23 protein-coding genes are annotated in these 24872 nt (G+C 71.1%); 4 read left to right on the forward strand and 19 right to left on the reverse strand.

Annotation, left to right across the window (positions count from 1 at the left end):
- The first annotated feature begins 93 nt into the window (after positions 1-93).
- Entirely contained in the window at positions 94-4086 is a 3993-nt protein-coding gene (purL, locus tag ACT53Q_RS05735; protein WP_476185698.1) for a phosphoribosylformylglycinamidine synthase, read from the forward strand.
- Positions 4087-4128: 42 nt separating this feature from the next.
- Here the strand turns inward: purL and ACT53Q_RS05740 are convergent, their stop codons facing one another.
- From ACT53Q_RS05740 to ACT53Q_RS05795, 12 genes are all read right to left on the reverse strand, one after another.
- A complete protein-coding gene (locus ACT53Q_RS05740) occupies positions 4129-4833 on the reverse strand; it encodes a class I SAM-dependent methyltransferase (RefSeq protein ID WP_476185699.1) in 705 nt (234 codons plus the stop codon).
- A gap of 178 nt (positions 4834-5011) precedes the next feature.
- Entirely contained in the window at positions 5012-5374 is a 363-nt protein-coding gene (locus ACT53Q_RS05745; protein WP_476185700.1) for a hypothetical protein, read from the reverse strand.
- Complete coding sequence (ptsP, locus tag ACT53Q_RS05750) at positions 5371-7104, reverse strand: phosphoenolpyruvate--protein phosphotransferase (RefSeq protein ID WP_476185701.1); 1734 nt, start codon at positions 7102-7104, stop codon at positions 5371-5373. The genes ACT53Q_RS05745 and ptsP overlap by 4 nt, the downstream gene beginning before the upstream one ends.
- A 5-nt stretch (positions 7105-7109) precedes the next feature.
- Complete coding sequence (locus tag ACT53Q_RS05755) at positions 7110-7379, reverse strand: HPr family phosphocarrier protein (protein WP_476172101.1); 270 nt, start codon at positions 7377-7379, stop codon at positions 7110-7112.
- Between the two features lie 27 nt (positions 7380-7406).
- Entirely contained in the window at positions 7407-7799 is a 393-nt protein-coding gene (locus tag ACT53Q_RS05760) for a PTS sugar transporter subunit IIA (protein ID WP_476185702.1), read from the reverse strand.
- Positions 7800-7968: 169 nt separating this feature from the next.
- Positions 7969-8730 carry an endonuclease/exonuclease/phosphatase family protein gene (locus ACT53Q_RS05765; protein WP_476185703.1) on the reverse strand — a complete coding sequence of 254 codons (762 nt, stop codon included), beginning with the start codon at positions 8728-8730 and terminating at the stop codon, positions 7969-7971.
- A 2-nt stretch (positions 8731-8732) separates the two neighbouring features.
- Entirely contained in the window at positions 8733-9692 is a 960-nt protein-coding gene (locus ACT53Q_RS05770; RefSeq protein ID WP_476185704.1) for a hypothetical protein, read from the reverse strand.
- Positions 9693-9776: 84 nt separating this feature from the next.
- Positions 9777-10973, reverse strand: coding sequence for a 23S rRNA (cytidine(2498)-2'-O)-methyltransferase RlmM (gene rlmM / locus ACT53Q_RS05775; RefSeq protein WP_476185705.1), 1197 nt, complete (start codon positions 10971-10973; stop codon positions 9777-9779).
- Positions 10974-11091: 118 nt separating this feature from the next.
- The gene (locus tag ACT53Q_RS05780) at positions 11092-11370 is read right to left on the reverse strand and encodes a hypothetical protein (protein ID WP_476185706.1); all 279 of its coding nucleotides are present in this window, start codon (positions 11368-11370) and stop codon (positions 11092-11094) included.
- Positions 11371-11508: 138 nt separating this feature from the next.
- Positions 11509-12084 carry a nucleoside deaminase gene (locus ACT53Q_RS05785; RefSeq protein WP_476185707.1) on the reverse strand — a complete coding sequence of 192 codons (576 nt, stop codon included), beginning with the start codon at positions 12082-12084 and terminating at the stop codon, positions 11509-11511.
- Positions 12084-12515, reverse strand: coding sequence for a hypothetical protein (locus ACT53Q_RS05790; RefSeq protein ID WP_476185708.1), 432 nt, complete (start codon positions 12513-12515; stop codon positions 12084-12086). The genes ACT53Q_RS05785 and ACT53Q_RS05790 overlap by 1 nt, the downstream gene beginning before the upstream one ends.
- Before the next feature lie 31 nt (positions 12516-12546).
- Entirely contained in the window at positions 12547-14298 is a 1752-nt protein-coding gene (locus ACT53Q_RS05795) for a glutamine--tRNA ligase/YqeY domain fusion protein (RefSeq protein WP_476185709.1), read from the reverse strand.
- Positions 14299-14810: 512 nt separating this feature from the next.
- Here ACT53Q_RS05795 and ACT53Q_RS05800 point away from each other — a divergent pair.
- Together ACT53Q_RS05800 and msrA are read left to right on the forward strand one after the other, a co-directional pair.
- Positions 14811-16994, forward strand: a complete 2184-nt coding sequence (locus ACT53Q_RS05800) for a diguanylate cyclase (protein WP_476185710.1) — start codon at positions 14811-14813, stop codon at positions 16992-16994.
- Between the two features lie 145 nt (positions 16995-17139).
- The gene (msrA, locus tag ACT53Q_RS05805) at positions 17140-17796 is read left to right on the forward strand and encodes a peptide-methionine (S)-S-oxide reductase MsrA (protein ID WP_476185783.1); all 657 of its coding nucleotides are present in this window, start codon (positions 17140-17142) and stop codon (positions 17794-17796) included.
- A gap of 188 nt (positions 17797-17984) precedes the next feature.
- Here msrA and ACT53Q_RS05810 read toward each other — a convergent pair whose 3' ends face one another.
- From ACT53Q_RS05810 to ahpC, 7 genes are all read right to left on the reverse strand, one after another.
- Positions 17985-18632, reverse strand: coding sequence for a hypothetical protein (locus ACT53Q_RS05810; RefSeq protein ID WP_476185711.1), 648 nt, complete (start codon positions 18630-18632; stop codon positions 17985-17987).
- A gap of 46 nt (positions 18633-18678) precedes the next feature.
- Positions 18679-18897, reverse strand: a complete 219-nt coding sequence (locus tag ACT53Q_RS05815) for a hypothetical protein (protein WP_476185712.1) — start codon at positions 18895-18897, stop codon at positions 18679-18681.
- Positions 18894-19475, reverse strand: a complete 582-nt coding sequence (locus ACT53Q_RS05820; RefSeq protein ID WP_476185713.1) for a DUF3501 family protein — start codon at positions 19473-19475, stop codon at positions 18894-18896. Before ACT53Q_RS05820 ends, ACT53Q_RS05815 begins: the two co-directional genes overlap by 4 nt.
- Complete coding sequence (locus ACT53Q_RS05825) at positions 19472-19906, reverse strand: rubrerythrin family protein (protein WP_476185714.1); 435 nt, start codon at positions 19904-19906, stop codon at positions 19472-19474. Before ACT53Q_RS05825 ends, ACT53Q_RS05820 begins: the two co-directional genes overlap by 4 nt.
- Before the next feature lie 167 nt (positions 19907-20073).
- Entirely contained in the window at positions 20074-20994 is a 921-nt protein-coding gene (gene oxyR, locus ACT53Q_RS05830) for a DNA-binding transcriptional regulator OxyR (protein WP_476185715.1), read from the reverse strand.
- 254 nt (positions 20995-21248) lie between these two features.
- Complete coding sequence (gene ahpF / locus ACT53Q_RS05835) at positions 21249-22853, reverse strand: alkyl hydroperoxide reductase subunit F (protein ID WP_476185716.1); 1605 nt, start codon at positions 22851-22853, stop codon at positions 21249-21251.
- A 386-nt stretch (positions 22854-23239) separates the two neighbouring features.
- A complete protein-coding gene (ahpC, locus tag ACT53Q_RS05840; protein ID WP_476185717.1) occupies positions 23240-23803 on the reverse strand; it encodes an alkyl hydroperoxide reductase subunit C in 564 nt (187 codons plus the stop codon).
- A 224-nt stretch (positions 23804-24027) separates the two neighbouring features.
- Here ahpC and prmC point away from each other — a divergent pair, with 224 nt between their 5' ends.
- Entirely contained in the window at positions 24028-24861 is an 834-nt protein-coding gene (gene prmC, locus ACT53Q_RS05845; protein WP_476185718.1) for a peptide chain release factor N(5)-glutamine methyltransferase, read from the forward strand.
- Positions 24862-24872 lie beyond the last annotated feature (11 nt).

Here is a 24872-nt window from a genome sequence, read left to right on the forward strand (position 1 = left end):
TCCCGCCGGCCCCCGAGGCCCGGCGGGACGGCGGGACGGCCCGGCACAGCCGCTTCCGGTACAATCGCGGCCCCGCGCTGACGTGTACCGGACATGATCGTCCTCGAGGGCCTCCCGGCCCTGTCGCCGTTCCGCCGCGAACGGCTCGAAACCCGCCTCCGGGCGATCGTCCCCGACATCCGCGTCTCCGGCGCCTGGTGGGTCTACTGGGTCCGGCCCGAACCGGGCCGCACGCCCGACGCCGGCGCCCTCGACCGCATCCTCGAAGCCCGCGCCGCGGTCACGCCGCCGGCCGGTGGCGCAGTCCCGCGCTACGTCGCGCCGCGTCTGGGCACCATCTCGCCCTGGGCCAGCAAGGCCACCGAACTGCTGCGCGGCGCCGGCCAGCCGGTGCTCCGCGTCGAGCGCGGCATGCGCATCGACCTCGTCGGCTTCCCGGACGATGCCGCCACCCGCGCGGCGCTGGCGAAGGTATTGCACGACCCGATGACCCAGTCGCTGCTCGCCGATCCCGGCGAGGCCGCGGCGCTGTTCTCGGTGCCGGCGCGCGGTGCGCTCGAAGTCGTGCCGCTGGCCGACCTCGAAGCCGCCAACGCCCGCCTCGGCCTGGCGCTGGCCGACGACGAGATCGCCTACCTGCGCGAGCGTTACGCCGCGCTGGGCCGCGACCCGCACGACGTCGAGCTGATGATGTTCGCGCAGGCGAACTCCGAGCACTGCCGGCACAAGATCTTCAACGCGTCGTGGACCGTCGACGGCCGCGAGGCGCTGCACAACGGCGGCCCGCAGTCGCTGTTCCGGATGATCAAGCACACCCACGCGCAGACGCCGGAGTACACGCTGTCGGCGTACAGCGACAACGCGGCGGTGGTGGAAGGTTACCCGGCGAAGCGGTTCCGGCCCGATCCCGCCACGCTGGAATACCGCGCCGAGGCCGAAACGCCCAGCGCGTTCTGCATCAAGGTCGAGACCCACAATCATCCGACCGCGATCTCGCCGTTCCCGGGCGCGTCCACCGGCGCCGGCGGCGAGATCCGCGACGAGGGCGCGACCGGCCGCGGCGGCAAGCCGAAGGCCGGCCTCGCCGGCTTCAGCGTCTCGCACCTGCGCATCCCCACGCTGCCGCAGCCGTGGGAAGGCGACCGCGCACTCAACCCGCGCATGGCGCCGGCGCTGGAGATCATGCTCGACGGCCCGCTCGGCGCCGCGGCGTTCAACAACGAATTCGGCCGGCCGAACCTGACCGGTTATTTCCGCACCTTCGAAGCGCGCGAGCCCGACACCGGCCTCGTCCGCGCCTACGACAAGCCGATCATGCTGGCCGGCGGCCTCGGTGCCGTCGACCGGCCGATGGTCGCCAAGCAACCGCTGTCGCCCGGCGACGCGGTGATCGTGCTCGGCGGCCCGGCGATGCTGATCGGCCTCGGCGGCGGCGCCGCGAGTTCGGTGGCCTCCGGCGAAAGCGCCGAGGACCTCGACTTCGCCAGCGTGCAGCGCGACAACCCCGAGATGGAGCGCCGCTGCCAGGAAGTGATCGACCGCTGCGTGGCGCTGGGCGCGGACAACCCGATCCTCTGCATCCACGACGTGGGCGCGGGCGGCCTGTCGAACGCGATCCCCGAACTGTTGCACGACTCGTCGGTCGGCGGCGTGATCGACCTCGCGAAGGTGCCCAGCGACGATCCGTCGCTGTCGCCGATGCAGTTGTGGTGCAACGAATCGCAGGAACGCTACGTGCTGGGCGTCGCCCCGCACCGCCTCGCCGACTTCGCCGCGATCTGCGAGCGCGAACGCTGCCCGTTCGCCGCGGTCGGCACGGCGACGGCGGAGGAGCGGCTGGTGGTGGGGCATTTCACCTCTCCCCCCGGGAGAGGTCGACGCGAAGCGTCGGGTGAGGGTGCGGAGCACGACGAAGGTCACTCTTCCGCCGGCCCTCTCCCCAACCCCTCTCCCGCGGGGAGAGGGGCTGAAAGCCCCGCCATCGACCTGCCGATGGACGTGCTGTTCGGCAAGGCGCCGAAGATGCATCGCGATGCGCGCCGCCCCGCGGCGACGCCGTGGCCGTCGCTGGACGGTGCCGGCATCGACCTGCACGAGGCCGGCCTGCGCGTGCTCGCGCATCCGGCCGTGGCCGCGAAGCAGTTCCTGATCACGATCGGCGACCGCAGCGTCGGCGGCCTGACCGCGCGCGACCAGATGGTCGGCCCGTGGCAGATGCCGGTGGCCGACTGCGCGATCACGCTGTCGGGCTTCGACACCTTCGCCGGCGAGGCGATGGCGATCGGCGAGCGCACGCCGCTGGCGCTGATCGACGCCGCCGCCGCCGCGCGCATGGCGGTGGGCGAGGCGATCACCAACCTGCTGGCCGCGCCGGTCGCGTCGCTCGACCGGGTCAAGCTGTCCGCGAACTGGATGGCCGCCGCCGGCCACGCCGGCGAGGACGCGCGCCTGTTCGACGCGGTGAAGGCGGTCGGCATGGCGCTGTGCCCGGCGCTCGACCTCAGCATCCCGGTCGGCAAGGACTCGCTGTCGATGCAGGCGCAGTGGACGCAGGCCGGCGAGGCGCACAAGTCGGTGTCGCCGGTGTCGCTGATCGTCAGCGCGTTCGCGCCGGTCGAGGACGTGCGCGGCCAGTCCACGCCGCTGCTGTCGCGCGAGCCCGGCACCGAGCTGTGGCTGATCGGCCTCGGCGCCGGCCGCAAGCGCCTGGGCGGCTCGATCCTCGCCCAGGTGTTCGACGGCTTCGGTGGCCGCCACGGCGAGGACGGCGTGCCCGACCTCGACGACCCCGAACGCCTGCGCGGCCTGTTCGACCTGATGCGCGACGCCCGCGAGCGCGGCCTCGTCCGCGCCTACCACGACCGTTCCGACGGCGGCGCCTTCGCCGCGCTGTGCGAGATGGCGTTCGCCTCGCACCTCGGCTTGGACATCAGCCTCGACGAGTGGGGCGGCGATGTGCTGCGCACGCTGTTCTGCGAGGAACTGGGCGCGATCGTGCAGATCGCCGAGGAGGACCGCGCCGAGTTCGCGGACCTCGTCGCCGAGCACGGCCTGATCGAATGCGCGCAGCGCATCGCGCGGCCGACCACTGCCGCCGCCGTGCGCGTGCTGGAAGACGGCGCGGTGCTGGCCGAATGGCGCTGGGAGGCGCTGTTCGACGCGTGGTGGGCGACCACCCACGCGATGCAGCGCCTGCGCGACAACCCCGAATCCGCCGACGAGGAGCGCGCCGCGGTGCGCCGCTTCGACGCGCCGGGCCTGCAGCCGAAGCTGACCTTCGATGCGGCTGAGGACGTCGCCGCGCCGTACATCGCGACCGGCGCGCGGCCGCGCGTGGCGATCCTGCGTGAGCAGGGCGTCAACGGCCAGATCGAGATGGCGTCGGCGTTCGATCGCGCCGGCTTCGTTGCGGTCGACGTGCACATGAGCGACCTCGTCGCCGGCCGCGTCACGCTGGACGGCTTCGCCGGCCTCGCCGCCTGCGGCGGTTTCAGCTACGGCGACGTGCTGGGCGCGGGCCGCGGCTGGGCGACGTCGATCCTGGAACGCCCGGCGCTGCGCGACGCCTTCGCCGCGTTCTTCGCCCGCCCCGACAGCTTCGCGCTGGGCGTGTGCAACGGCTGCCAGATGCTGTCGCAACTCAAGGACATCATCCCCGGCGCCGAGCACTGGCCGCGTTTCCTGCGCAACCGCAGCGAGCAGTTCGAGGCGCGTTTCGGGATGCTGGAGATCGCCGACTCGCCGTCGCTGTTCTTCCGCGGCATGACCGGCGCGCGCCTGCCGGTGGCGATCGCGCACGGCGAGGGCCGGGCGACGTTCGACGTGCCAGCGGACCGCATGGCCGCGACCGTGGCCCTGCGCTACGTCGCCGGCGACGGCAGCCCGGCGACGCACTACCCGGCCAACCCGAACGGTTCGGAAGACGCCATCGCCGGCGTCACCAGCCGCGACGGCCGCGCCACGATCCTGATGCCGCATCCCGAACGCACCCCTCGCAGCGCCAACCTCAGCTGGCACCCGGCCGACTGGCCCGAGGATTCGCCGTGGCTGCGCATGTTCCGCAATGCGCGGGTGGCGGTCGGATAACCCGCGGCGGACCGCCGCCGCGCCGATCGGGCGCGGCGCGGATCAGGTGTCCAGCCCGACCTGCGCGTGGCCGAACTCGCGGGTCTTGCGCACCGCGATCTGGCGGTCGACGCCGACCACTTCGTAGTGGCCTTCGAGCGTGGCCAGCAGGCCGTCGACGCCGCGCTTGGGGCATTCGGTGGCGCAGGCGGCGATGTGCTTTTCCATCGCCTCGTGCGCCGCGTTGCGGCCGCGCAGCGTCGCCCAGAAGCGCGCCAGCGCGCCGGGCTTCGGCGGTTCGCCGTACTTCGGCGGCACCCACAGGTAGTCGTCGAACACCATCACGCCGCCGACCTTGAGCATCGGCCAGCTCATCACCCCGTCGGCGAGCGCGCCGAACGCCGAGTGCCAGCCATCGACGTAGACGATGTCGTACGGGCCTTCGACCTGCCTCAGCCCCTCGAAGCTCGGGCCGTGCACTTCGCGCACCTTCCACGTGTGCTCGGAGGTGTTGTGGCGGAAGCGCGAGAGGTAGTCGCCGTGGACCGGGTCGGTCGCGAACAGATCGAGGCAGTCGATGCGCGCGTCCTCGGTGGTGAGGATGTTCTCGCACAGCCACAGCGTGGAGCGGCCTTCGAAGCTGCCGATCTCCAGTGCGCGCAGGCCGGGCCGGCCGCTGAACTCGCCCAGCCAGCGCTGCAGGCTGGGGATGTTGCCGTCGAACCAGTTCTGGGTGAACTGCGGCATGCGGATCGGGGCTTCGGTCATGGCGGGTGTCTGCGGAAGGGCGTGCGCGAGTCTAGAGCGTGTCATGCCTTGGCCACCAGCCAAGGCAGCGCCACGGACCTTGCCTCGGCGACCCGGGGGTGCGACGCGGCGCATGAAAAATGGCATGACACGCTCCAGCGTCCGCGCCGATGCGCACGCCATGCACGCGGCGGCAGGCTCAGCCGAAGACGATCTGGAAGAGGCCGTAGAACGCGGTGCCGATGCCGACGATCAGCAGTGCCAGCAGGCGGCGGCCGAAGGCGTGCACGTCGGTCGCGGCTTCGATCGCCATGATGATCACGCTCGCGGCGATCATGCCCAGCCCGGTCAGCAGGATGCCCACGCCCTTGCGTCGCAGCGCCGACGTCGCCGGCGCCTGGCTGCGCGCGACGATCTCCTGCGCGAGCTCCTTCGGACAGCCGATGTGGCGCAGCGCATCGATCACGCGGTCCGGCGCGGTGCGCACCGCGAGCAGGCGTACCGCGTGTTCTTCCCAGCGTGCGATGCGTTCGGGCGTCGGCGGTGGCCGGCCGTCGATCACGTCGCCACCCGCGCCAGCCAGCGTTCGATGCCGGCGCGGTCGCGGGCGCGCAGCAGCACGGCGGCGCGGGCGCGCAGGGCAGAGAGGTCGAGCGCGCGGATCGCGCGGCGCACTTCCAGCAGCGTGCCGGGGTGCAGGCTGAATTCCTCCAGCCCCAGCGCCAGCAGCACCGGCGCGAACAGCGGGTCGCCGGCGATCTCGCCGCACACCGCCACCGGTTTCTTGTGCGTGCGCGCGGCGCGGATGACCTCGAACAGCAGCCGCAGCACCGCCGGGTGCAGCGGCGAATACAGTTCGCCCAGCGCCTCGTTGGTGCGGTCGGCGGCGAGCAGGTACTGCACCAGGTCGTTGGTGCCGATCGACAGGAAATCGGTGTCGGCGATGAAGGTCTGCAGCGCGATCGCGGCCGACGGCACTTCGATCATCGCGCCCACCGGCACCTGGTCGGCGATCGCCTGGCCTTCGGCGCGCAGTTCGCGCTGCACGTCGCGCACCAGCGCGCGCACGGCCAGCATTTCCTCGCGGCCGCTGACCATCGGCACGAGGATGCGCACCGGGCCGTAGCCGGTGGCGCGCAGGATCGCGCGCAGCTGGGTGCGGAACAGGTCGATGCGCGACAGCGACAGGCGCACGCCGCGCAGGCCCAGCGCGGGATTCGGCTCGCCGGTCAGCGCCAGCCCGCTCTCGTCGGCCTTGTCGGCGCCGATGTCCAGCGTGCGGATGGTGACGGTGCGGCCGGTCATGCCCAGCACCAGATCGCGGTAGGCGCGGAACTGCTCCTCCTCGTCGGGCAGCGTGCGGCGCAGCTCGGCGGGGCGGTGCATGAACAGGAATTCGGTGCGGTACAGGCCGACGCCGGCGGCGCCGAGCGCATGCGCCTCGGCCACGTCCTCGCGCGATTCGGCGTTGGCCCAGAGCCTGACGTCGACGCCGTCGAGCGTGCGCGTGGGCTCGCGCCGCAGGCGGTGCAATTGCTTGCGCTCGCGCGCGTACTCGCGCACCCGCGCCTGGTGCTCGCGCAGGTCGTCGGCGTTCGGCTCCAGGATGACCAGGCCGCTGCCGCCGTCGACCGCCAGCACGTCGCCGTCGTTGATCTTCTGCAGCGCCTGCGCCGCGCCGATCACCAGCGGCACGTGCAGGCTGCGGGCGAGGATGGCGGTGTGCGACAGCGGGCTGCCGCCGGCGGTGACCACCGCCAGCACGCCCTGCGCATGCAGTTGCGCCAGCTCGGTGGGCGCGACCGTGTCGGTGACGAGGATGTCGCCGGCGATGCCCTGCAGGTCGGCCTCGCGCTTGTGCAGCGCGGCGTGCAGGCGGCCGACGACCTGGTCGATGTCGTCGATGCGGCTGCGCAGGTAGGCGTCGTCCATGGCCGAGAACACCGCGGCGATGCGGTCGCGCTGCAGGCGCAGGGCGTAGTCGGCGGTGTAGCGGCCGGTGCGGATCATGTCGTCCAGGCCGGCCAGCAGTTCGGGGTCGTCCAGCAGCAGCGCATGCAGGTCGAGGAACTCGCCGACCTCGTGCGCCAGCGCGCCGTGCAGGCGGTCGCGCAGCAGGTGCATGTCCGCGCGCACCGCGTCGACTGCGTCGTGCATGCGCGCGACCTCGGCCTCGACCAGTTCGGGTTCGATCCGGTCCTCGATGACCTCCAGCGCATGCGGCAGGCGCACGCGCGCCCGTCCGAGTGCGCCGCCGCGCGATGCGCCGTGGCCGGAGAGGACCCGTCTCATGCGCCTCAGCTGTCCTCGTCGAAGCGGCGTTCGAACAGCGCCGCGATGGCGTCCATCGCCGCGGCTTCGTCGTCGCCGTCGGTGCGCACGATCACCGTGCTGCCCTGGCCGGCGGCCAGCAGCATCACGCCCATGATGCTCTTGGCGTTGACCTCGCGGCCCTTGGCCGAGATGGTGGCGCCGCAGCGGAACGGCGAGACCGTCTGCACCAGCTTGGCGGTGGCGCGGGCATGCAACCCGAGGCGGTTGAGCACCGGCAGTTCGCGTTCGATCATGGCGTGGCCTCCCCGGGGCCCGTGGTGTCAGGCGTCATCGAAGATCGCCCCGTTGCGCGCGCCGGCGGCCGCGACCGCCGGCAGTTCGTCGAGCGGCAGCTCGGCGTAGTTCATCACCCTCAGCAGCATCGGCAGGTTGAGCGAGGCCACCCGCCGCACCGGCGTGCCCAGCCGCGACACTTTCGCCGCCAGGTTGCTGGGCGAGGCGCCGTACAGGTCGGTCAGCACCAGCACCCCGTCGCCCCCGTCCACCCGGCGCAGCGCGGCGCTGGCCTGCGGCAGGGCGGCGTCGAGGTCGAGGTCGAACGGGACCTCGAACGCCTCGGTCTTCAGCGGCAACTGGCGCAGCAGCCGGGTCGCGACCGCGACCAGCGCGGTCCCGATGCCGGGATGGGTGATGAGCAGGATGCCGACGGCCATGCCCCCAACTTAGCAGACGGATGCGAGGGGCCGGAAGCGATCCGTCGTGTTTCCGCGCGTCCTGTCACCGGCTGCGCGCGGGCGCGTGACGCGATGCCCGGCCGGCAGCCGATGCTGCCCGGCCGGTGCAGGCCATGGCGACACCCCGCCGCGACCCCCGGCATGCGATTCAGAGCAGCACCGAGAAACCGCGCGCGTCGTGGTCGCTGGTCAGCGCCTTCAGCTTTTCCGCCAATTTCCCGCCCGCGGCGCGGATTTCCGGCATCTCCCCGGCGTCCGCGCGATACAGGCCGACCAGGTGGTCGAGGACGCCTTCACGGGCACGCGACCTCGCCCAGTGCTTCTTCGAGAGGAAGATGTCGCCCAGCGTCTTGCTCGTGACGTTGAGGTCCCCGATCAGGAACCACGCCTGCTTGCTGTCGCGGGCCGCGGCGGCCGTGATGTCCGTGATCTCTGCGAGCTTCACCACTCTCAGCGCCGCGTCCGCGGCATAGAGGCTCTTGGAGCTCGCCAGCTTCTGGGTACCGTTCGGGGCATGGTAGTTCAGCAGCCGGATGCGGTGGCTTTGCTGCAGGCGCATCCTGCAGATCAGCGGTGCGTGGACGTTCTGGGGTTTCGCTGCGTCGGTGCCCAGCGAGATCTGGAAGGGCGGCATGTACTTCGCCGAGAACTTGTCGAATACCGACTTCCTGTAGATCACGCAGTAGCCGCGGCCTCCGGTCGCGCCGGTGCCTGCGTGGACGACCTGTGCGTCCTGCTGTTCGACGGCGTAGGCCTTGAGCTGTTTCGCGCTGGCCTGGTAGGCCTGGCTGACTTCCTGGATGCAGAAGAGGTCGACGAGGCCCGCGTCGAGGATCTCGCCGATTTCCTTCTTGTTCTTCGCCAGCCCGTTGCCCTGGGCGTTCCACGTGGCCACCGTGAACAACGGCATCGCTAGTCCGCCTTGCGGGAGTAGCGCCGGGTCAGCGGCGGCGTCTGCGCCATTTCCACGACCGCACGCTGCGCCGTGGTGATCCCGGTGTTGCTGATCCAGGTGTACACGTCCATCAACAGCCAGTAGAGGATCGTTTCGTCCGAGCCGGTCTCGTTGTCGAAGGATTCCTGCGACGTGTTCTCGCTGTTCTCGGTCAGGGTGACCGAGCGCGAGGTGGTTTCCGACTTCGACAGGTTCGCGGAGATGCTGGCGGAGATCGGGCCCCAGCCGGCGCTCACGCTGGTGCCGAGGCTCTCGGAGACGTTCTCGACGCTGCTGCTGGTGTCCACGCGGCCGGAGGCATGCGAGACCGTGATGACGCGCGACGCCCCCGGTGCCAGGCTGTAGCTCGATGCGCTGCGCTTCCAGTACTGCTCGTGGATCAGGTTGTCCCAGGTGCCCGCCTGGTCGGGGGTGCGTGCCGCGAGGCCGACCACGATGCGCGGCCCGTCCTGCGGAATCAGGATGTCGTCCGTCGGGACGGGGGGCGGACCGATGTCGTTCGGGGCGACAAGGTCGCGCCAGTCGGCGCCGGCGTGCGGCAATTCCGCGAGGATCTGCTCGAAGGTGCGTTCCCGGCGCGGCAGCACGTGGAGCGTGGGCGGCGCGTCTGCGGCGGCGGTCAGCAGCGGACTGATCTCGTGCGCCGCGATGAAGCCGCCGGTGCTGGCGGACGTGAAGATGACGACGTCGCCCGGACACGTGCCGAGCCATCCGTGCGTCCCCGTGGACAGCGTCAAGTCGGTGTAGGGCGGCATCACCGGCAGGTGCGTCGCCCCGCGGAAGAACACCTCCATCCAGAATTTCGGCTGGACCGGGATGTTGGTGTTGTTGCGGACGACGATGCGTTCGATCCGGCGTTCGAAGTCGATCTCGGCCCTGAAGCTGCCATCCAGCAGCGCGCGATAGAGTGCTTTCATCGGCTTCCTCCTGAAGCGATCCGGGTGCGTCCCTGCGGGAATCCTAGTTGCTGCCGCGAAGGTTGGACAACCCCGCCTGGCTGGTCAGCGGGCGTCCCCGATCGCCGCCACCGTGATCTCCTCGCGGTCGTGGTACAGCTGCTTCGCGCGGATCGTCAACGGTTTGCCGGCCTGGGAGGCGAAGCGGTCGAGGCAGAGGCGGGTCTCGTGCCAGCGCTTCTTCATCGGCAGCTTGAGGTTGAACACGGCGTGCCGGCACCAGCCTTCGCGGAACCACTCGGCCATGCGCGCGGCGACGCGCGACGGCTGCTCGACCATGTCGCAGACCATCCAGTCCAGCGGCTTCGCGGGATGCCAGGCGAAACCGTCGGCGCGCAGGTGCTGGACGAGGCCGGTCTCCATCACGTGCGGACGCAGCGGGCCGTTGTCGATGGCGGTGACATGCAGCTTGTGGCGCGTGAGCACCCACGTCCAGCCGCCGGGCGCGGCACCGAGGTCGGCCGCGCGCATGCCCTCGCGCAGCAGGCGCGTGCGTTCGTCGGCGGTGAGCAGCGTCAGCAGCGCCTCTTCGAGCTTGAGCGCCGAGCGCGACGGCGCGTCGGCGTGCATCTTCAGCCGCGGCACGCCCATCGGCCACGGCGCGCTGTCGCGTGGGTCGCCGGCGGCGAGGAAGGCGTGGTCGCCGGCGACGAAGCACACGTGCAGGCGCGGCAGGCGGTCGTCGTCCTGCGCGGCCAGCAGCCCCGCCTTGCGCAGCGCCGGCCGCAGCGCGTTGCCGAAGCTGCGCGCGAGGCCGGCGAGCGGCTTGGCGTCGTCGGAGTCGGGGTGTTCGACGACGAGCGTGCCGAACCGCCCTGTTTGTAGGAGCGACGTGAGTCGCGACACCGGCACCGATCCGGCACTCGCGGGGTCGCGACTCACGTCGCTCCTACGAAAAGCGGTCAGCGCCTCCAGCATCGGCGCGATGCGGTCCTTCGGGTCGAGGTCGCGCAGCTCGGCGATCAGCACCAGCTTCTGCCGCGCGAAGATCAGCTCGGCGAAGGGCAGCGCCTGCGACAGCGCTTGACCGCTTTCGCCGAGATCATCGCCTGTCAGGAACAGCGCGTAGCCGGCGTTGCGCTCGGTGCGCGCGTAGCCCGCGAGCCCCGCCTCCGCGGCGCGATCGGTGAGTTCACCGGCGAGCTCGGGCTCGAAACCGGCGCGGCAGTAGCAGAGGAGGCCTGAAGTCATGCCGCCATTGTAGGGTGGGCTCCGGCCCACCATCGCACCCTGTCCGGGCATGGTGGAAATGATCGAAACGTTTCCGATGATGGTCCGAGCCGACCAGAGCGGTCGGAATGGCGGGACAGGCCTGTCCCGGCGCAAGCCGGGAGCCCGCCCTACCGTTCGTCACCACGCATCAGTGCGCAACCAAGTTCACGAACGCCACGAATCCGACGACGGCGATGAGCCAGCACAGGATCGTCAACAGAAGCAGGTGCTTCCTGTATCCGGTGGTCTGCGTCAGACGACGACCAACGCTCAAGCCGCCCATCGAACACAGGGCACCGACAATCGCCGCAGACGTGAAGACCGGTGCATGCGCATGGGCGCCGCAGAGGAACGCAAGAAACAGGCCCAGGACGAACCCGAAGAGGGCCCCGATCAGCGCGAGCGACAGTCTGAGCAGCCGTTCCATGGCAGTGGCGAGGTTCGATGAAGGCGGGACATCATGCCTGCCTGCCGAAGTGGCCGTCATCCCCGCGCAAGCGGGGATCCACGTTTCCGCGACGACAAAGCGGGGTCCTCGCTTGCGCGAGGATGACGGCGGGTAGCGTCAGTATTTCCCGCCACCACCGCTGCCATACGCGCGCAGTACATCGCAGGCCGCATCGCGCTCGATGTCGCGGGTCACCGCGATGCCGCGTTTCTCCAGTTCGCCGATCCAGTCCGCGGGCAGCGGGCCTTCGTCGAAGGGGGTCAGCGCCATCACGTCCTCGGCGCGGGCGCCGATGAGCAGGCGGTCGATGCCGGCCCAGATCGTGGCGCCGTAGCACTGGCAGCAGGGCTGCGAGGACGTGGCGAGGGTGATCGGGCCGACGGCGCGGCCGGCGTCGTCGAGGTTGAGCCGCGCGCGCTGGGTGCGCTGCTGCGCGAGCATGTAGGCCATCATCTCGGCGTGTGCGACCGAGCAGGTCTGCGGCAGCACGCGGTTCACGCCGACCGCGATGATGCGGTCGTCCGCGCCGAAGACGACGGCGCCGAACGGGCCGCCGCTGCCGTGTTCGACGTTGCCGCGCGAGAGCGCGATCGCCAGCGCGACCTTGTCGGCGTCGCTCGCGTAGGCGCGCGAGGCATCGACGGCGTCGTGGACCCAGACGGGCAGGGTGAGGTGGACCTGGGCGAGCAGCATCACATCACCTGCGCGCCGCCGGCGACGTTCTCGCAGCGGCCTTTCGTGCAGGTGCAGCCGCTCACCGGCTGGAAGCCGCAGATCGAGGCCATGCCGTCCTTCGCGCACTGCGCGCGCACGGCGGCGGGATCGACCTTCGCGTCCTTGTTCACGCACAGCGGGAAGGTGCCGCAGCAGCTGCCGACGTCCTTCACCGCGCAGTCGGCGTCGGTCCTGCAGGTGCGGTCGGGCGACATCGGATTCGCGTTGCCTGCGTGTTCGACCGGTGCCGGTGCCGGCGCGGCGGGCGCCGCCGATGCGGGTGTCGTCGATGCGGCCGGTGCAGGCGCCGAGGTCGCGGCCTGCGGCGTTTCCGGCGCGGGTGCGGGCGCACTGCACGCGGTCAGCGACAGCGCGACGAGCAGGGCGGCGAACGAACGAGGCAGGCGCATGGCGGTCTCCTTGCGGTCGGTGGCGGCAGGATCAGCCGCCCGCCGCCCACGTGTCGCGCAGCGTGACGCTGCGGTTGAACACCGGCGCTTCGGGCGTGTGGTCGAAGCGGTCGGCGACGAAGTAGCCGGTGCGCTCGAACTGGAAGCCCTGCTCCGGCGCGGCCGCGGCGGCGGCGGGTTCGACGTAGCCGCGGACGCTGCGGCGCGAGTCCGGGTTGAGGTAGTCGCGGTAGCTCTTGCCGTCCTCGTCGGTGTCGGGATTCGCCACGGTGAAGAGGCGGTCGTACAGCCGCACTTCGGCTTCGACCGCGTGCGCCGCGCTGACCCAGTGGATGGTCCCCTTGATCTTGCGGTCGGCGCCGGCCATGCCGGGGCGCGATTCGGGATCGAGCGTGCCGCGCAGTTCGACGATCTCGCCGGCGTCGTTCTTCACCACCTCGTCGCACTTCACGATGCCGGCGCCGCGCAGGCGCACTTCACCGCCGGGGACGAGGCGCTTCCAGCCCTTCGGCGGCACTTCGGCGAAGTCGTCGCGGTCGATCCACAACTCGCGCGAGAACGGCACGCTGCGGGTGCCGAAGGATTCGTCCTTCGGGTGGTTGGAGAACGTGAGCGTTTCCTCGTGGCCTTCCGGCAGGTTGGTCAGCACGAACTTCAGCGGATCGAGCACCGCCATGCGCCGTGGCGTACGCGCGTCGAGGTCCTCGCGCAGCGTGTTCTCCAGCACCGAGTAGTCGATCAGCGAGTTCTGCTTCGACAGGCCCAGGCGCGAGACGAACAGCTTCAGCGCCTCGGGCGTGTAGCCGCGGCGGCGGATGCCCTGCAGCGTCGGCATGCGCGGGTCGCCCCAGCCGTCGACCAGGCCTTCCTCGACCAGCGTCATCAGCTTGCGCTTGCTCATCACCGTGTAGTTGAGGTTGAGCCGCGAGAACTCGATCTGGCGCGGGATCGCGGCTTCGATCGGCAGGCCCTTCGCGGCCAGCGGCGCCAGCAGCTCGGGATGCTTCGGCAGGTCGACCTTCTGCACGCACCAGTCGTACAGCGGGCGATGGTCCTCGAACTCCAGCGTGCACAGCGAGTGGGTGATGCCTTCCACCGAGTCGCTGAGCGAATGCGCGTAGTCGTACATCGGATAGATCGGCCACGCGTTGCCGGTGTTCTGGTGCTCGACGTGCTTGATGCGGTACAGCGCCGGGTCGCGCAGGTTGATGTTGCCGCTGGCCATGTCGATCTTCGCGCGCAGCGTGCGCGCGCCGTCCGGGAACTCGCCCGCGCGCATGCGCCGGAACAGGTCGAGGTTCTCCTCGACGCTGCGGTCGCGGTACGGCGAGGGGCGGCCGGGTTCGGTCAGCGAGCCGCGGTAGGCGCGCACTTCGTCGGCGGTGAGGTCGCAGACGAAGGCGTCGCCCTGGCGGATCAGCTGCTCGCCGGCGAGGTAGAACACCTCGAAGTAGTCCGACGCGTGGCGCAACGACGCCCACTCGTAGCCCAGCCAGCGCACGTCGTCCTGGATGGCGCGGACGTACTCGGGGTCTTCCTTCGCCGGGTTGGTGTCGTCCAGGCGCAGGTTGCAGCGACCGCCGAACTCGCGGGCGATGCCGAAGTCGGTCCAGATCGCGCGGGTGTGCCCCAGGTGCAGGTAGCCGTTGGGCTCCGGCGGGAAGCGGGTGCGGATCTGCGCGTGCTTGCCGCTGGCGAGGTCGTCGCGGACGATCTGGCGGATGAAGTCCTGGCGGCGTTCGGCGTCGGCGGGCAGGGCGTCGGAGGTGGGGTCCGGGGTCATCGAGGGGGTCGGGAACGGCGAAAACCGCCAGTCTAGAGCGTGTGATGGCCTTTTTCATGCGCCGTGAAGACTGTCCGCGGGCGCGATCCGGCGTGGTGCATGTTGTCGGGGCGGCCGCTCTGGCTCCGGCGCGCGCCTCGGCTCGCGCTCGCGGACGGCCTGCCGGGCGCCTGCCGGGCGCCGGCCGGGTGCGGCCGCCGACCGGCCGGGGCGATGCCGTCCGTCCGGGCCGGGCCGGGCGCCGGTGTCTGGAGCCGTGGCGGATGGTAGTGTGGCAACCGAGAAAAAAAGGCCGCCCACGGGGACATGCGGGTGCGAACGGCGATGACGGAAAACGGAACCACCACGGGGGCAGTCCGCCCGGCCGTGAGCGGACGGGTGCGGCATCGCGCCACGGCCGCCCGTTGCCTGCATCCGGTCGGGATCAGGAAGATCCGAGTGACCACGATGCGCGGTTGATCATGGCGTTTTCGCGTCGGGACGATCCCCAGGTCTGGCTCCGTGTCCTCGGCATGGTGGCCGTCCTGTTGCTGGGTCTGTACGCCCTGTCGCCCGGCCGTGCCGCCGCGCCGACGGCGAAGCCGCTGCCGATGCGGCTGGTCCCGCTGGAGGACATCGACGGCATCGCGCCCGCGCTTGGCGTGGACAACCGATCCCTGCCGGTGCGGGCCTCGGCCGCCCACGAAACCCGGGCCGAGCTGCGCTTCTCGCTGCCGCCGCGCACGCCCGAGTCGCCGCAGTGGGTGATCTGGATGCCGCGGGTGCCGGTGGCCTCGGTGCGGTTGCGGGCGGGCGAGGCCTGGGACAGCGGGCCGCGCAGTTTCCTCGCGCCGGGACCCGAGGAAGGCGCGATGCCGGTCGGTTTCCTGTTCCGCCTGCCCTCGACCTGGGAAGGCGACATCCAGCTGGAGCTGGCCGCCACCGCCCTGCGCGACACCACCCTGCGCCCGGAACTGCTGCCGGACACGCTGGCCGAGCACGAAACCCAGCGCGCGACCATCCTGGTCACGCTGGCCTACGCCAGCCTGCTGACGGTCGCCGGCCTGATGCTGGCGCTGTTCGTCGCCTCGCGCGACCTGAGCTTCCTGTCGCTGTTCATGTTCTGCCTCGCCTCGACGCTGCTGCTGCTGGCCTCCAACGGCCACCTGTACGCGGTCGATCCCTTCGGCCTGTTCCGCCGGCTGGGCGGCGCCGGGCTGCACCTGGTGTCGCTGGTGTTCGAGGCCTCGTCGCTGGTCATCCTGCTGCGCTATGCCGACACCGCGCAGAGCCGGCCGAAACTGGCGCAGGGCGTGCACCGCGCGGCGGTGGGCCTGCTGCCGCTGGCGGCCGCCATCGCCGCCTGGGGCCGGCACGGCGATGCCATCACCGCGTGGCTGGTGCCCGCGCTGTGGCTGGGCGGCTGCAGCGTCGCGCTGTACCTGATGAAGGACGCCTGGGCGCGGCGGGTGCCGTTCTCGTCGCTGGTCACGCTGTCGGTGGTCGGCATGGCGGCCGCGGCCACGGCGTGGGAACTGGGCGCGCACGGCCTGCTGCCGGACAGCCTGTGGGTGCGCTTCGGCCACCAGGTGGCGATGATGGTCGCCACGGCCGCGATCAGCGTGGGCCTGATCAGCCGGATCAGCAAATACCGCGAACAGCGCGACCGCGAACAGCGCGCGCGCGCCGATTCCGAGCGCCGCATGTACCGCGAGGCGGTGCGCACCGAACTGCTGACCGCACTGCAGATGGCGCTGCGCGGCGTGAGCGAGGAGGAGATCCAGCCGCTGGCGATGCGCCTGCTGCTGGACCACCTGCGCCGGATCGTCCCCGCGGACAACGTGCTGGCGGTGCTGCGCGGCTATCACGGCCGCGACACCCTGGCCGCGCACCCCGGCACGGCGCTCGACGCGCTGGTGGAGCGCATCACCCCGCGGCTGCCGGCCCTGCGCCAGCAACTGGCGATCAACATCGACGTGCAGCAGCCGGTTTCGCGCAGCGGCGAGGAAGTGCCGGTGGCGGTCGAGGCCGCGGTCTCGCTGCCGGTGCGCGCGCCGTCGTGGGGCGCGCTGGTGCTCGAACGCAACGGCGCCACCGTGTTCCACCCGGACGAACTGTCGATCGCGCGCGAACTGGCGCGGATCGCGGTGATGCAGATCGACGAGGCGTTCACCGCGCTGCACCTGCGCCACACCGCCGAGGTCGATGGGCTCACCGGCGCGCTCAACCGCCGCAGCATCGACCAGGCGCTGGCGCGGACCTTCCAGCACGCGCACCGCAAGGGCCTGCCGCTGTCGGTGCTGTTCGTCGACATCGACCACTTCAAGGCAGTGAACGACCGCCTCGGCCACGCCGCCGGCGACCAGTGCCTGCGCGAGATCGCCCGCCTGATCGGCGCCCAGCTGGTCGAGGAAGACCAGTTCGGCCGCTACGGTGGCGAGGAATTCCTGGTGATCCTGCCCGGCCGCCAGACCGAGATGGCGCGGGCCATCGCCGAGCAGATCCGGGCGGCGATCGAGACCGCCGAGCTGCACTACCAGGACCGCAGCCTGCGCCTGACCGTCAGCATCGGCGTCGCCACGCAACTGGCGCAGGAATCCATGCCGCAGCCGGCGGTGGAACGCGCCGACAAGGCGCTGTACGCGGCCAAGCGCGCCGGCCGCAACCGCGTGAGCGTGGCCCCGGCGGTGTTCGTGGCGCGGCCCGCCACGGCCTGACGCCGGTCTGATGTCCGCCTGAACGGTGGCTTGAACGTTTCGCCGCCGCGCCGCATATCCTGCGCTGGCGCGCACCGCCGGAAGCCCCGCGCGCCTCTGTCCTGGAGTCGTCACGTCCGCCATGGAGTCCGTCATGTTCGAATCCCTGCTCGGCATCGGGGCCTGGAAGCAGCGCCTGCCCACCCCCGAACGCGCGCTGCCCGGCCGCACCGAGCCGCTGCCGCTGCGCAACATCCACCACGTCCACGGCCGCCCGCTGCGCGACGCCTTCCCGGGGCTGGAAACGGTGCGCTTCGGCATGGGCTGCTTCTGGGGCGCCGAGCGCCGGTTCTGGTCGATCCCGGGCGTGTTCACCACCGCGGCCGGCTACGCCGGCGGCTACACGCCGAACCCGACCTACCGCGAAGTCTGCAGCGGCCAGACCGGCCACGCCGAAGTGGTGCAGGTCGTGTTCGACCCGGCGCAGGTGGGCTTCGAACAGCTGCTCGCGGTGTTCTGGGAAAGCCACGACCCCACCCAGGGCATGCGCCAGGGCAACGACGTCGGCACCCAGTACCGTTCGGCGATCCACTGCACCACGCCGGCGCAGCTGGCGATCGCGCTGGCCAGCCGCGACGCCTACCAGGCGCGGCTGACGGCCGCCGGGCTGGGGGCGATCACCACCGACATCCCCCCGTCCGCGCCGGACTTCTACTTCGCCGAGAACGAGCACCAGCAGTACCTGTCGAAGCACCCCGACGGCTACTGCGGCCTCGCCGGCACCGGCGTGAGCTGCCCGGTGGGGCTGGGCGTGGGCGGCTGAGCGCCCGACCGCTGCCGTCGCCGTTGGCTCGGTAGAGCGGCCTTCAGGCCGCTGCTTTTGTCGGGATCAACGGCGCAACGTCAAAGAGCAGCGGCCTGGTGTTCAACCGCCGAATGGCGGGTCAGGCCGCTCTACCAAACGCTCGTTCCGTCGACCGCCTGCGCGACCGACCAACGCGGGCGCGGCCGTCAGAACTTCCGCACGGCGCAGACGTAGATCACTTCGCAGGCGCCGCCGCCGGTGTCGTCGCGGCTGAGCGAGCTGCGCCAGTGCCAGCCTTCGGGTGTGTTCACTTCGACCAGCCAGCCGTCGATGCGCACGCGGTCGCCGGCGTCGATCTTGTCCAGCGCCGCCGCCACCGACGCGCCCGACGGGATCATGTGCATGTTCGCGCTGTTGCGCGCGATCTGGTCCACCGGCAGCGGCGGATCGCCGCTCCAGGCGTAGTGGTACCAGCGCCCGGACTGCGAGATGTCCAGCCGCGACAGCACCGCGTCGTCGCGCATCGGGCCCCAGCCCAGGGCGAGGTCGACCGGCGAGAAATCGGCCTCGCGGCCCATGCGGTAGTCCTCGCGCGACAGCACGCGCGCGGCCACGCTGAAGCCGGCCAGCGGCTGCGCCTGCGCGCCTTCCAGCGCGAACGGGGACATGCCGGACGGCGTGTCGGTCTGCACCGTGCCGTCGTCGCCCGCCAGCTGCACGGGCGGCGTGCAGTTGCTGGCGATGAGCGAGGGCGTGGACGGCCCGGTATAGGCGCCCGCTGGCGGCCGCGACGGCGTCGCCAGCCACCAGGCCGCGGCTGCGATGACGATGAAGATCAGCAACCAGCGCAGCATGCGACGAGCCCCCCGGCGAACCGGGGCCAGTGTACCCGGGGCGGGTTCAGCGATGCGGGCCGAGGTGCGCGCCGGTGCCGGTGAGCGCCTGATCCACGTAGCTCAGCGGCCGGAAGGCCAGATAGCTCGCCCGCGAGCCGAACAGCACGTAGGTCCGACCATCCTTCGACCAGCGCTCGGCGTGCGTCTGCCGGTAACCGGCGTACGCGACGACGTAGGCCACTGCCGCCGTGGCCATCAGCGTGGCGAGGCGTCGCCGCCTCATGCGAAGTCCGCCAGCAGTGCCGCGTGCGTCTCCGGCGAGGCGTCGACCCGCGCCGGCATCCGCGCGTCGTCGATGCCGAAGGCCAGCGTGGCACCGCCGCGCAGCGCGGCGATCTGCGCCGGCGAAAAGACGAAACGCAGGAAGTGCACCGCCGACGTCCGCGTGTCGTTGCCGCGCGGGCGGTCCTCGTCGGCATGCGTGGCCGCGCGGCCGTGGCCGGCGACTTCGGCGTACACCGCGCGTTCGATCCCGCCCAGCGCCGCCAGCGCGGCCCGCCGTTGCGCGGCGTCGGGATATTCCAGCAGCAGCGTGGCGCGCAGATCGTCGCCGCTGGGGATCAGCGGCGTGTAGGCGTCCAGCTCGGCCTGGATCGCCGCCGGCTCGAAGATCCGCTCGATCCGCAGCATCTCCTGCACCTGGTACTGCACGGTCAGGCGGTCCTCGAACAGCAGCGTCGCATGCGCGCCCAGCGCGACCCGGCGCGCGCGCTTGTGCGCGAGGACGCGGGCGCGGAACGCCGGCCGTTCGACGGCGTAGGCCTCCAGCGTGAGCAGATCGGCGCGGGTCAGGGACGTCACAGCGCCGGCGGCGTGGCGTCGAGTTCGTCCAGCGCCTTCCGGAAGCGGTTGGCGTGCGAACGCTCGGCCTTGGCCAGCGTCTCGAACCAGTCGGCGATTTCGTCGAAGCCTTCCTCGCGCGCGGTCTTCGCCATGCCCGGATAGAGGTCGGCGTACTCGAAGGTTTCGCCGGCGATGGCGGACCGGAGATTGTCCGCGGTGGCGCCGAACGGCAGGCCGGTGACCGGGTCGCCACACGACTCCAGGTATTCCAGATGCCCGTGCGCGTGGCCGGTCTCGCCCTCGGCGGTGGAGCGGAACACCGCGGCGATGTCGCTGCGGCCTTCGACGTCGGCCTTCAGCGCGAAGTAGAGGTAGCGGCGGTTCGCCTGCGACTCGCCGGCGAAGGCCTCGCGCAGGTGTTGCTCGGTCTTCGACCCTTTCAGGTCCATGCAGTGCGCTCCGGTCTGCGGCGACGCGCGGTGCGCGTCCCGCCGCGAGCATACGCCGATGCGATGCCGGCGATCATCGATCGTCGCGGCCGGATCGATCGATGGCCCCGATGAAAGATCGCGCGTCGGCGCGGCACGGTGACGCGCCGCGCATCACCGCGACCGCATCAACCGGCGGGCAGGTCCGCGGTGGACAGCAGCCCCGGCGGCAGTTCGCGGAAGACCTCGGCGAAGCGGGCCAGGAACTCCGACATCGCCGAGCTGCGGCGCCAGACCAGCGCGATGCGGCGGCTCGGTGCCGGCGCGCGGAACGGCACGAGCCGCACTTCGCGCGACGACGCCACCGGCGGCTTCACTGCCAGCACCGGCAGCAGGGTGATGCCGACGTTCGCCGCCACCATCTGCCGCAGCGTCTCCAGCGACGTCGCGCGGAAGCCGGATTTCTCGCTCGCGCCCGCCAGATGGCAGACATCCAGCGCCTGGTCGCGCAGGCAGTGCCCGTCCTCCAGCAGCAGCAGGCTCTGGTCGGCGAGATCGCTCATCGTCAGCGCATTCACCGACGCCAGCGCGTGGCCGTGCGGCACCGCCAGCACGAACGGCTCCTCGAACAGGAATTCCAGGTGCAGCTGGTCGTCGTGCAGCGGCAGCGCCAGCACGCCGGCGTCGAGCCGGCCCTCGCGCAGCTGGCGCAGGATGGTCTCGGTCTTTTCCTCGAACAGCAGCAATTCCAGGTCCGGGAAGCGCTCGCGCACGCCCGGCACCACGTGCGGCAGCAGATAGGGCCCGAGCGTGGGGAAGATGCCCAGCCGCACGGTGCCGGCCTCCGGATTGCGGCTGCGCCGCGCCGCCTCGCGCATCTCCTCGACGTCGGCGACGATCCGGCGCGCGCGTTCGGCCGCATCGCGGCCGGCCGGCGTCAGCATCACGCGCCGCGGTGCGCGTTCCACCAGCGCAACGCCGAGTTCCTCTTCCAGCTTGCGGATCTGGGTCGACAGCGTGGGCTGGCTGACGAAGCAGGCCGCTGCCGCGCGACCGAAGTGCCTGTGGTCGGCGAGGGCGACGAGGTATTTCAGATCGCGCAGATTCATGGCGAGGCTCCCTGTCCCGACGGATGGCGTTGCAGCGCCGAGCCACCGTGGCGTCGTGATGTATGACCTATCACGACGACGATGGCGACATGTCGCAACGATTGCGGGGAGAACTTAGCGCGAAATGCAGCGAATAGGACGATTCACGCTGCCTGTCTCTTCTGACAGGTTTCGCTTCGAAAAGCGATCGATCCTCGAAAACCGCCAGTCGAATTCATGGTGCGACCGGCATTCACGACCGGTCGCGGTGGCCTTCATGCAGCTTGCACGGTCGCGTCTTCGGCAGGCGCGGAGGTCCGGATCAGATGGTCGAAGGCGCCCAGCGCCGCCTTCGCGCCCTCGCTCATCGCGATCACGATCTGCTTGTACGGCACCGTGGTCGCGTCGCCGGCGGCGAACACGCCCGGCAGCGAGGTCTGGCCGCGGTCGTCGATGACGATCTCGCCGCGCGGCGACAGGTCGACCGTGCCCTTCAGCCACTCGGTGTTGGGCAGCAGGCCGATCTGCACGAACACGCCGTCCAGCGCCAGCGTGTGCGACGCCTTCGTCGCGCGATCCTGATAGACCAGACCGATGACCTTGCGGCCGTCGCCCTGCACCTCGGTGGTCTGCGCCGAGACGACCACGTCCACGTTCGGCAGGCTGCGCAGCTTGCGCTGCAGCACTTCGTCGGCGCGCAGCTTGCCGTCGAATTCGATCAAAGTGACGTGGGCGACGATGCCGGCGAGGTCGATCGCCGCCTCCACGCCCGAGTTGCCGCCGCCGATCACCGCCACGCGCTTGCCCTTGAACAGCGGGCCGTCGCAGTGCGGGCAATAGGCCACGCCTTTGTTGCGGTACTCCTGCTCGCCGGGCACGTTCATCTGCCGCCAGCGCGCGCCGGTCGAGAGGATCACGGTCTTCGACTTCAGCGTCGCGCCGCTGGCCAGCTGCACTTCGATCAGGCCGTCGGCGCCTGCGGGGCGCAGTTGCTCCGCGCGCTGCAGGTGCATCACGTCGACGTCGTACTCGCGCACGTGGCGCTCCATCGCCGCGGCCAGCTTCGGGCCTTCGGTCTCGGGCACCGAGATGAAGTTCTCGATCGCCATCGTGTCCAGCACCTGGCCGCCGAAGCGTTCCGCCGCCAGACCCGTGCGGATGCCCTTGCGCGCGGCGTAGATCGCCGCCGCGGCGCCGGCCGGGCCGCCGCCGACGATCAGCATGTCGAACGGGTCCTTCGCCGCCAGCTTCTCGGCTTCGCGCGCCTGCGCGCCGGTGTCGAGCTTCGCGAGGATTTCTTCCACGCCCATGCGCCCGGCACCGAACGATTCGCCGTTGAGGAACACCGCCGGCACCGACAGGATCTCGCGCGCCTCGACTTCGGCCTGGAACAGCGCGCCGTCGATGGCGACGTGCTCGATGCGCGGGTTCAGCACCGCCATCAGGTTCAGCGCCTGCACCACGTCGGGGCAGTTCTGGCAGCTCAGCGAGAAGTAGGTCTCGAAGCGCAGCGCGCTGTCGGGGCCGGTGCCTTCGAGCTCGCGGATGCGGTCGATGACGTCCTGCGCCAGCTTCGACGGATGACCGCCGACCTGCAGCAGCGCCAGCACCAGCGAGGTGAATTCATGGCCCATCGGGATGCCGGCGAAGCGCAGCGCGATGCTCTGGCCCGGGCTCGTGATGGCGAACGACGGCACGCGGTCGCCCGGCTCGCGCGCTTCGCGCAGCGTGACCTGCGACGACAGCTGGGTCAGTTCGACCAGCAGTTCGCGCAGCTCGCGCGACTTTTCGCCGTCATCGAGCGCGGCGACCAGCTCCACCGGGCGCACGAGCTTCTGGAGATAGGCCTGCAACTGGGCTTTCAGGTCGGCATCGAGCATGGCCGTGTCCTCGCGGGGAAGGAAAAGGGGAGGGAAGGGACTCGCGTCGTTCGCCGCAGCGGCCAGGCGCCGGACGGCGTGCCGGTCGCGCATCGGGGGTGAGGGCGATCCGCGATGCGCGGCGCATGCGGTCGAAGCGTGGCCGCTGCGGCGAACGGAGCGTCGGTCGCGAACGGCGACCGGAGACGAGGCCGGCGGCGCGTCCCGCGACGCCGGCGATCGGTGGAGCATGCGCGAGGGGACGCGCAGGAGGGTCTTGCGGTGCGGAGGTCCGCCGCGACCGTCGGAGGGCGTGCACGCGCGCTCCGGGGTCCTGTTCGTGTTGCGGTCGACCGGCGCGGTCGCCGGTCGACGTGGGTTCGATCAGTTCGATCAGGTCGCTTCGATCAGATCTTGCCGACGAGGTCGAGCGACGGCTTCAGCGTCTCGGCGCCTTCCTTCCACTTGGCCGGGCAGACTTCGCCCGGGTGGCTGGCGACGAACTGCGCGGCCTTCAGCTTGCGCAGGGTCTCGCTGACGTCGCGGGCGATCGCGTTGTCGTGGATCTCGAGGGTCTTGATCACGCCTTCCGGGTTGATGATGAAGGTGCCGCGCAGCGCCAGGCCTTCCGCATCGATGTGCACGCCGAACGCGCGGGTCAGCTGGTGGGTCGGGTCGCCGACCAGCGGGAACTGCGCCTTGCCGACCGCCGGCGAGGTGTCGTGCCAGATCTTGTGCGCGAAATGCGTGTCGGTGGTGACGATGTAGACCTCTGCGTTGGCCTTCTGGAACTCGGCGTAGTTGTTCGCCGCGTCCTCGACTTCGGTCGGGCAGTTGAAGGTGAAGGCGGCCGGCATGAAGATCAGGACCGACCACTTGCCCTTGAGGGTCTCGTCGGTGACCTGGATGAATTCGCCGTTGCGGTAGGCGTTGGCCTTGAAGGGTTGGACCTGGGTGTTGATCAGGGACATGGGGAAGCTCCTTGTGGGTGGTGGTCGGTGGGCGATGCCGGGCGGACCCGGCCTTCGCGACAGGGCACAGTCTACGGAGGGGACTTGGATCGGTCCAATGAATCCATTGGATCGTTTTGATAGTCATCAACTATCGAAATGAGGCCGTCGGACTTTGCTTCTATTCTGTCCCGCCCGGCCGCCTCCCGTCCCATGCCGATGTCCCCGCACGGTACCGCCTCCCGATGACCGACGCCCCTACCGTGCAGACGCTGCTGCGGGACGCCGCGGCCCGGATCGACGCCATCGACGCCGAATGGCTGCTCGTCCACGCCCTGGGCCGGTCGCGCAGCTGGCTGTACGCCCACCGCGACGATGCCGTTGCCCCCGCCGACGCCGAACGCTTCCGGGCGCTGGTCGCCCGCCGGGCCGCCGGCGAGCCGGTGGCCTACCTGACCGGCCGCCGCGGGTTCTGGTCCTTCGACCTGGCGGTGACGCCGGCGACGCTGATCCCGCGGCCGGAGACCGAATTGCTGGTCGAGCTCGCCCTCGACCGCCTGCCCGCCGGCGCGCCGCTGGCGGTCGCCGATCTCGGCACCGGCAGCGGCGCGATCGCCCTCGCGCTGGCGCACGAGCGCCCGCGGGCGCGGGTGGTCGCGACCGACGCCAGCACCGACGCGCTGGCGGTCGCGCGCGGCAACGCGCAGGCGCTGGGGCTGGCGAACGTCGACTTCCGCGCCGGCGACTGGTGCGCGCCGCTCGCCGGCGAACGCTTCGATCTCATCGCCAGCAATCCGCCGTACCTCGCCGACGACGACCCGCACCTCGACGAAGGCGACCTGCGCTTCGAGCCCGCGACCGCGCTGTCCTGCGGCGTCGATGGCCTGGAGGCGATCCGCCGCATCGTCGCCGACGCGCCGCGGCATCTCGTGCCCGGCGGCTGGCTGCTGTTCGAGCACGGCTGGACGCAGGGCGACGCGGTGCGCGCGCTGCTGGGCGACGCGGGGTTCGTCGATGTCGCCACGCATCGCGATCTCGAAGACCGCGACCGGGTGACGCTGGGTCGTCGGGTCCTGTGAGCTCTGGCACA

The organism is Lysobacter sp. DMC97, from assembly GCF_056313745.1.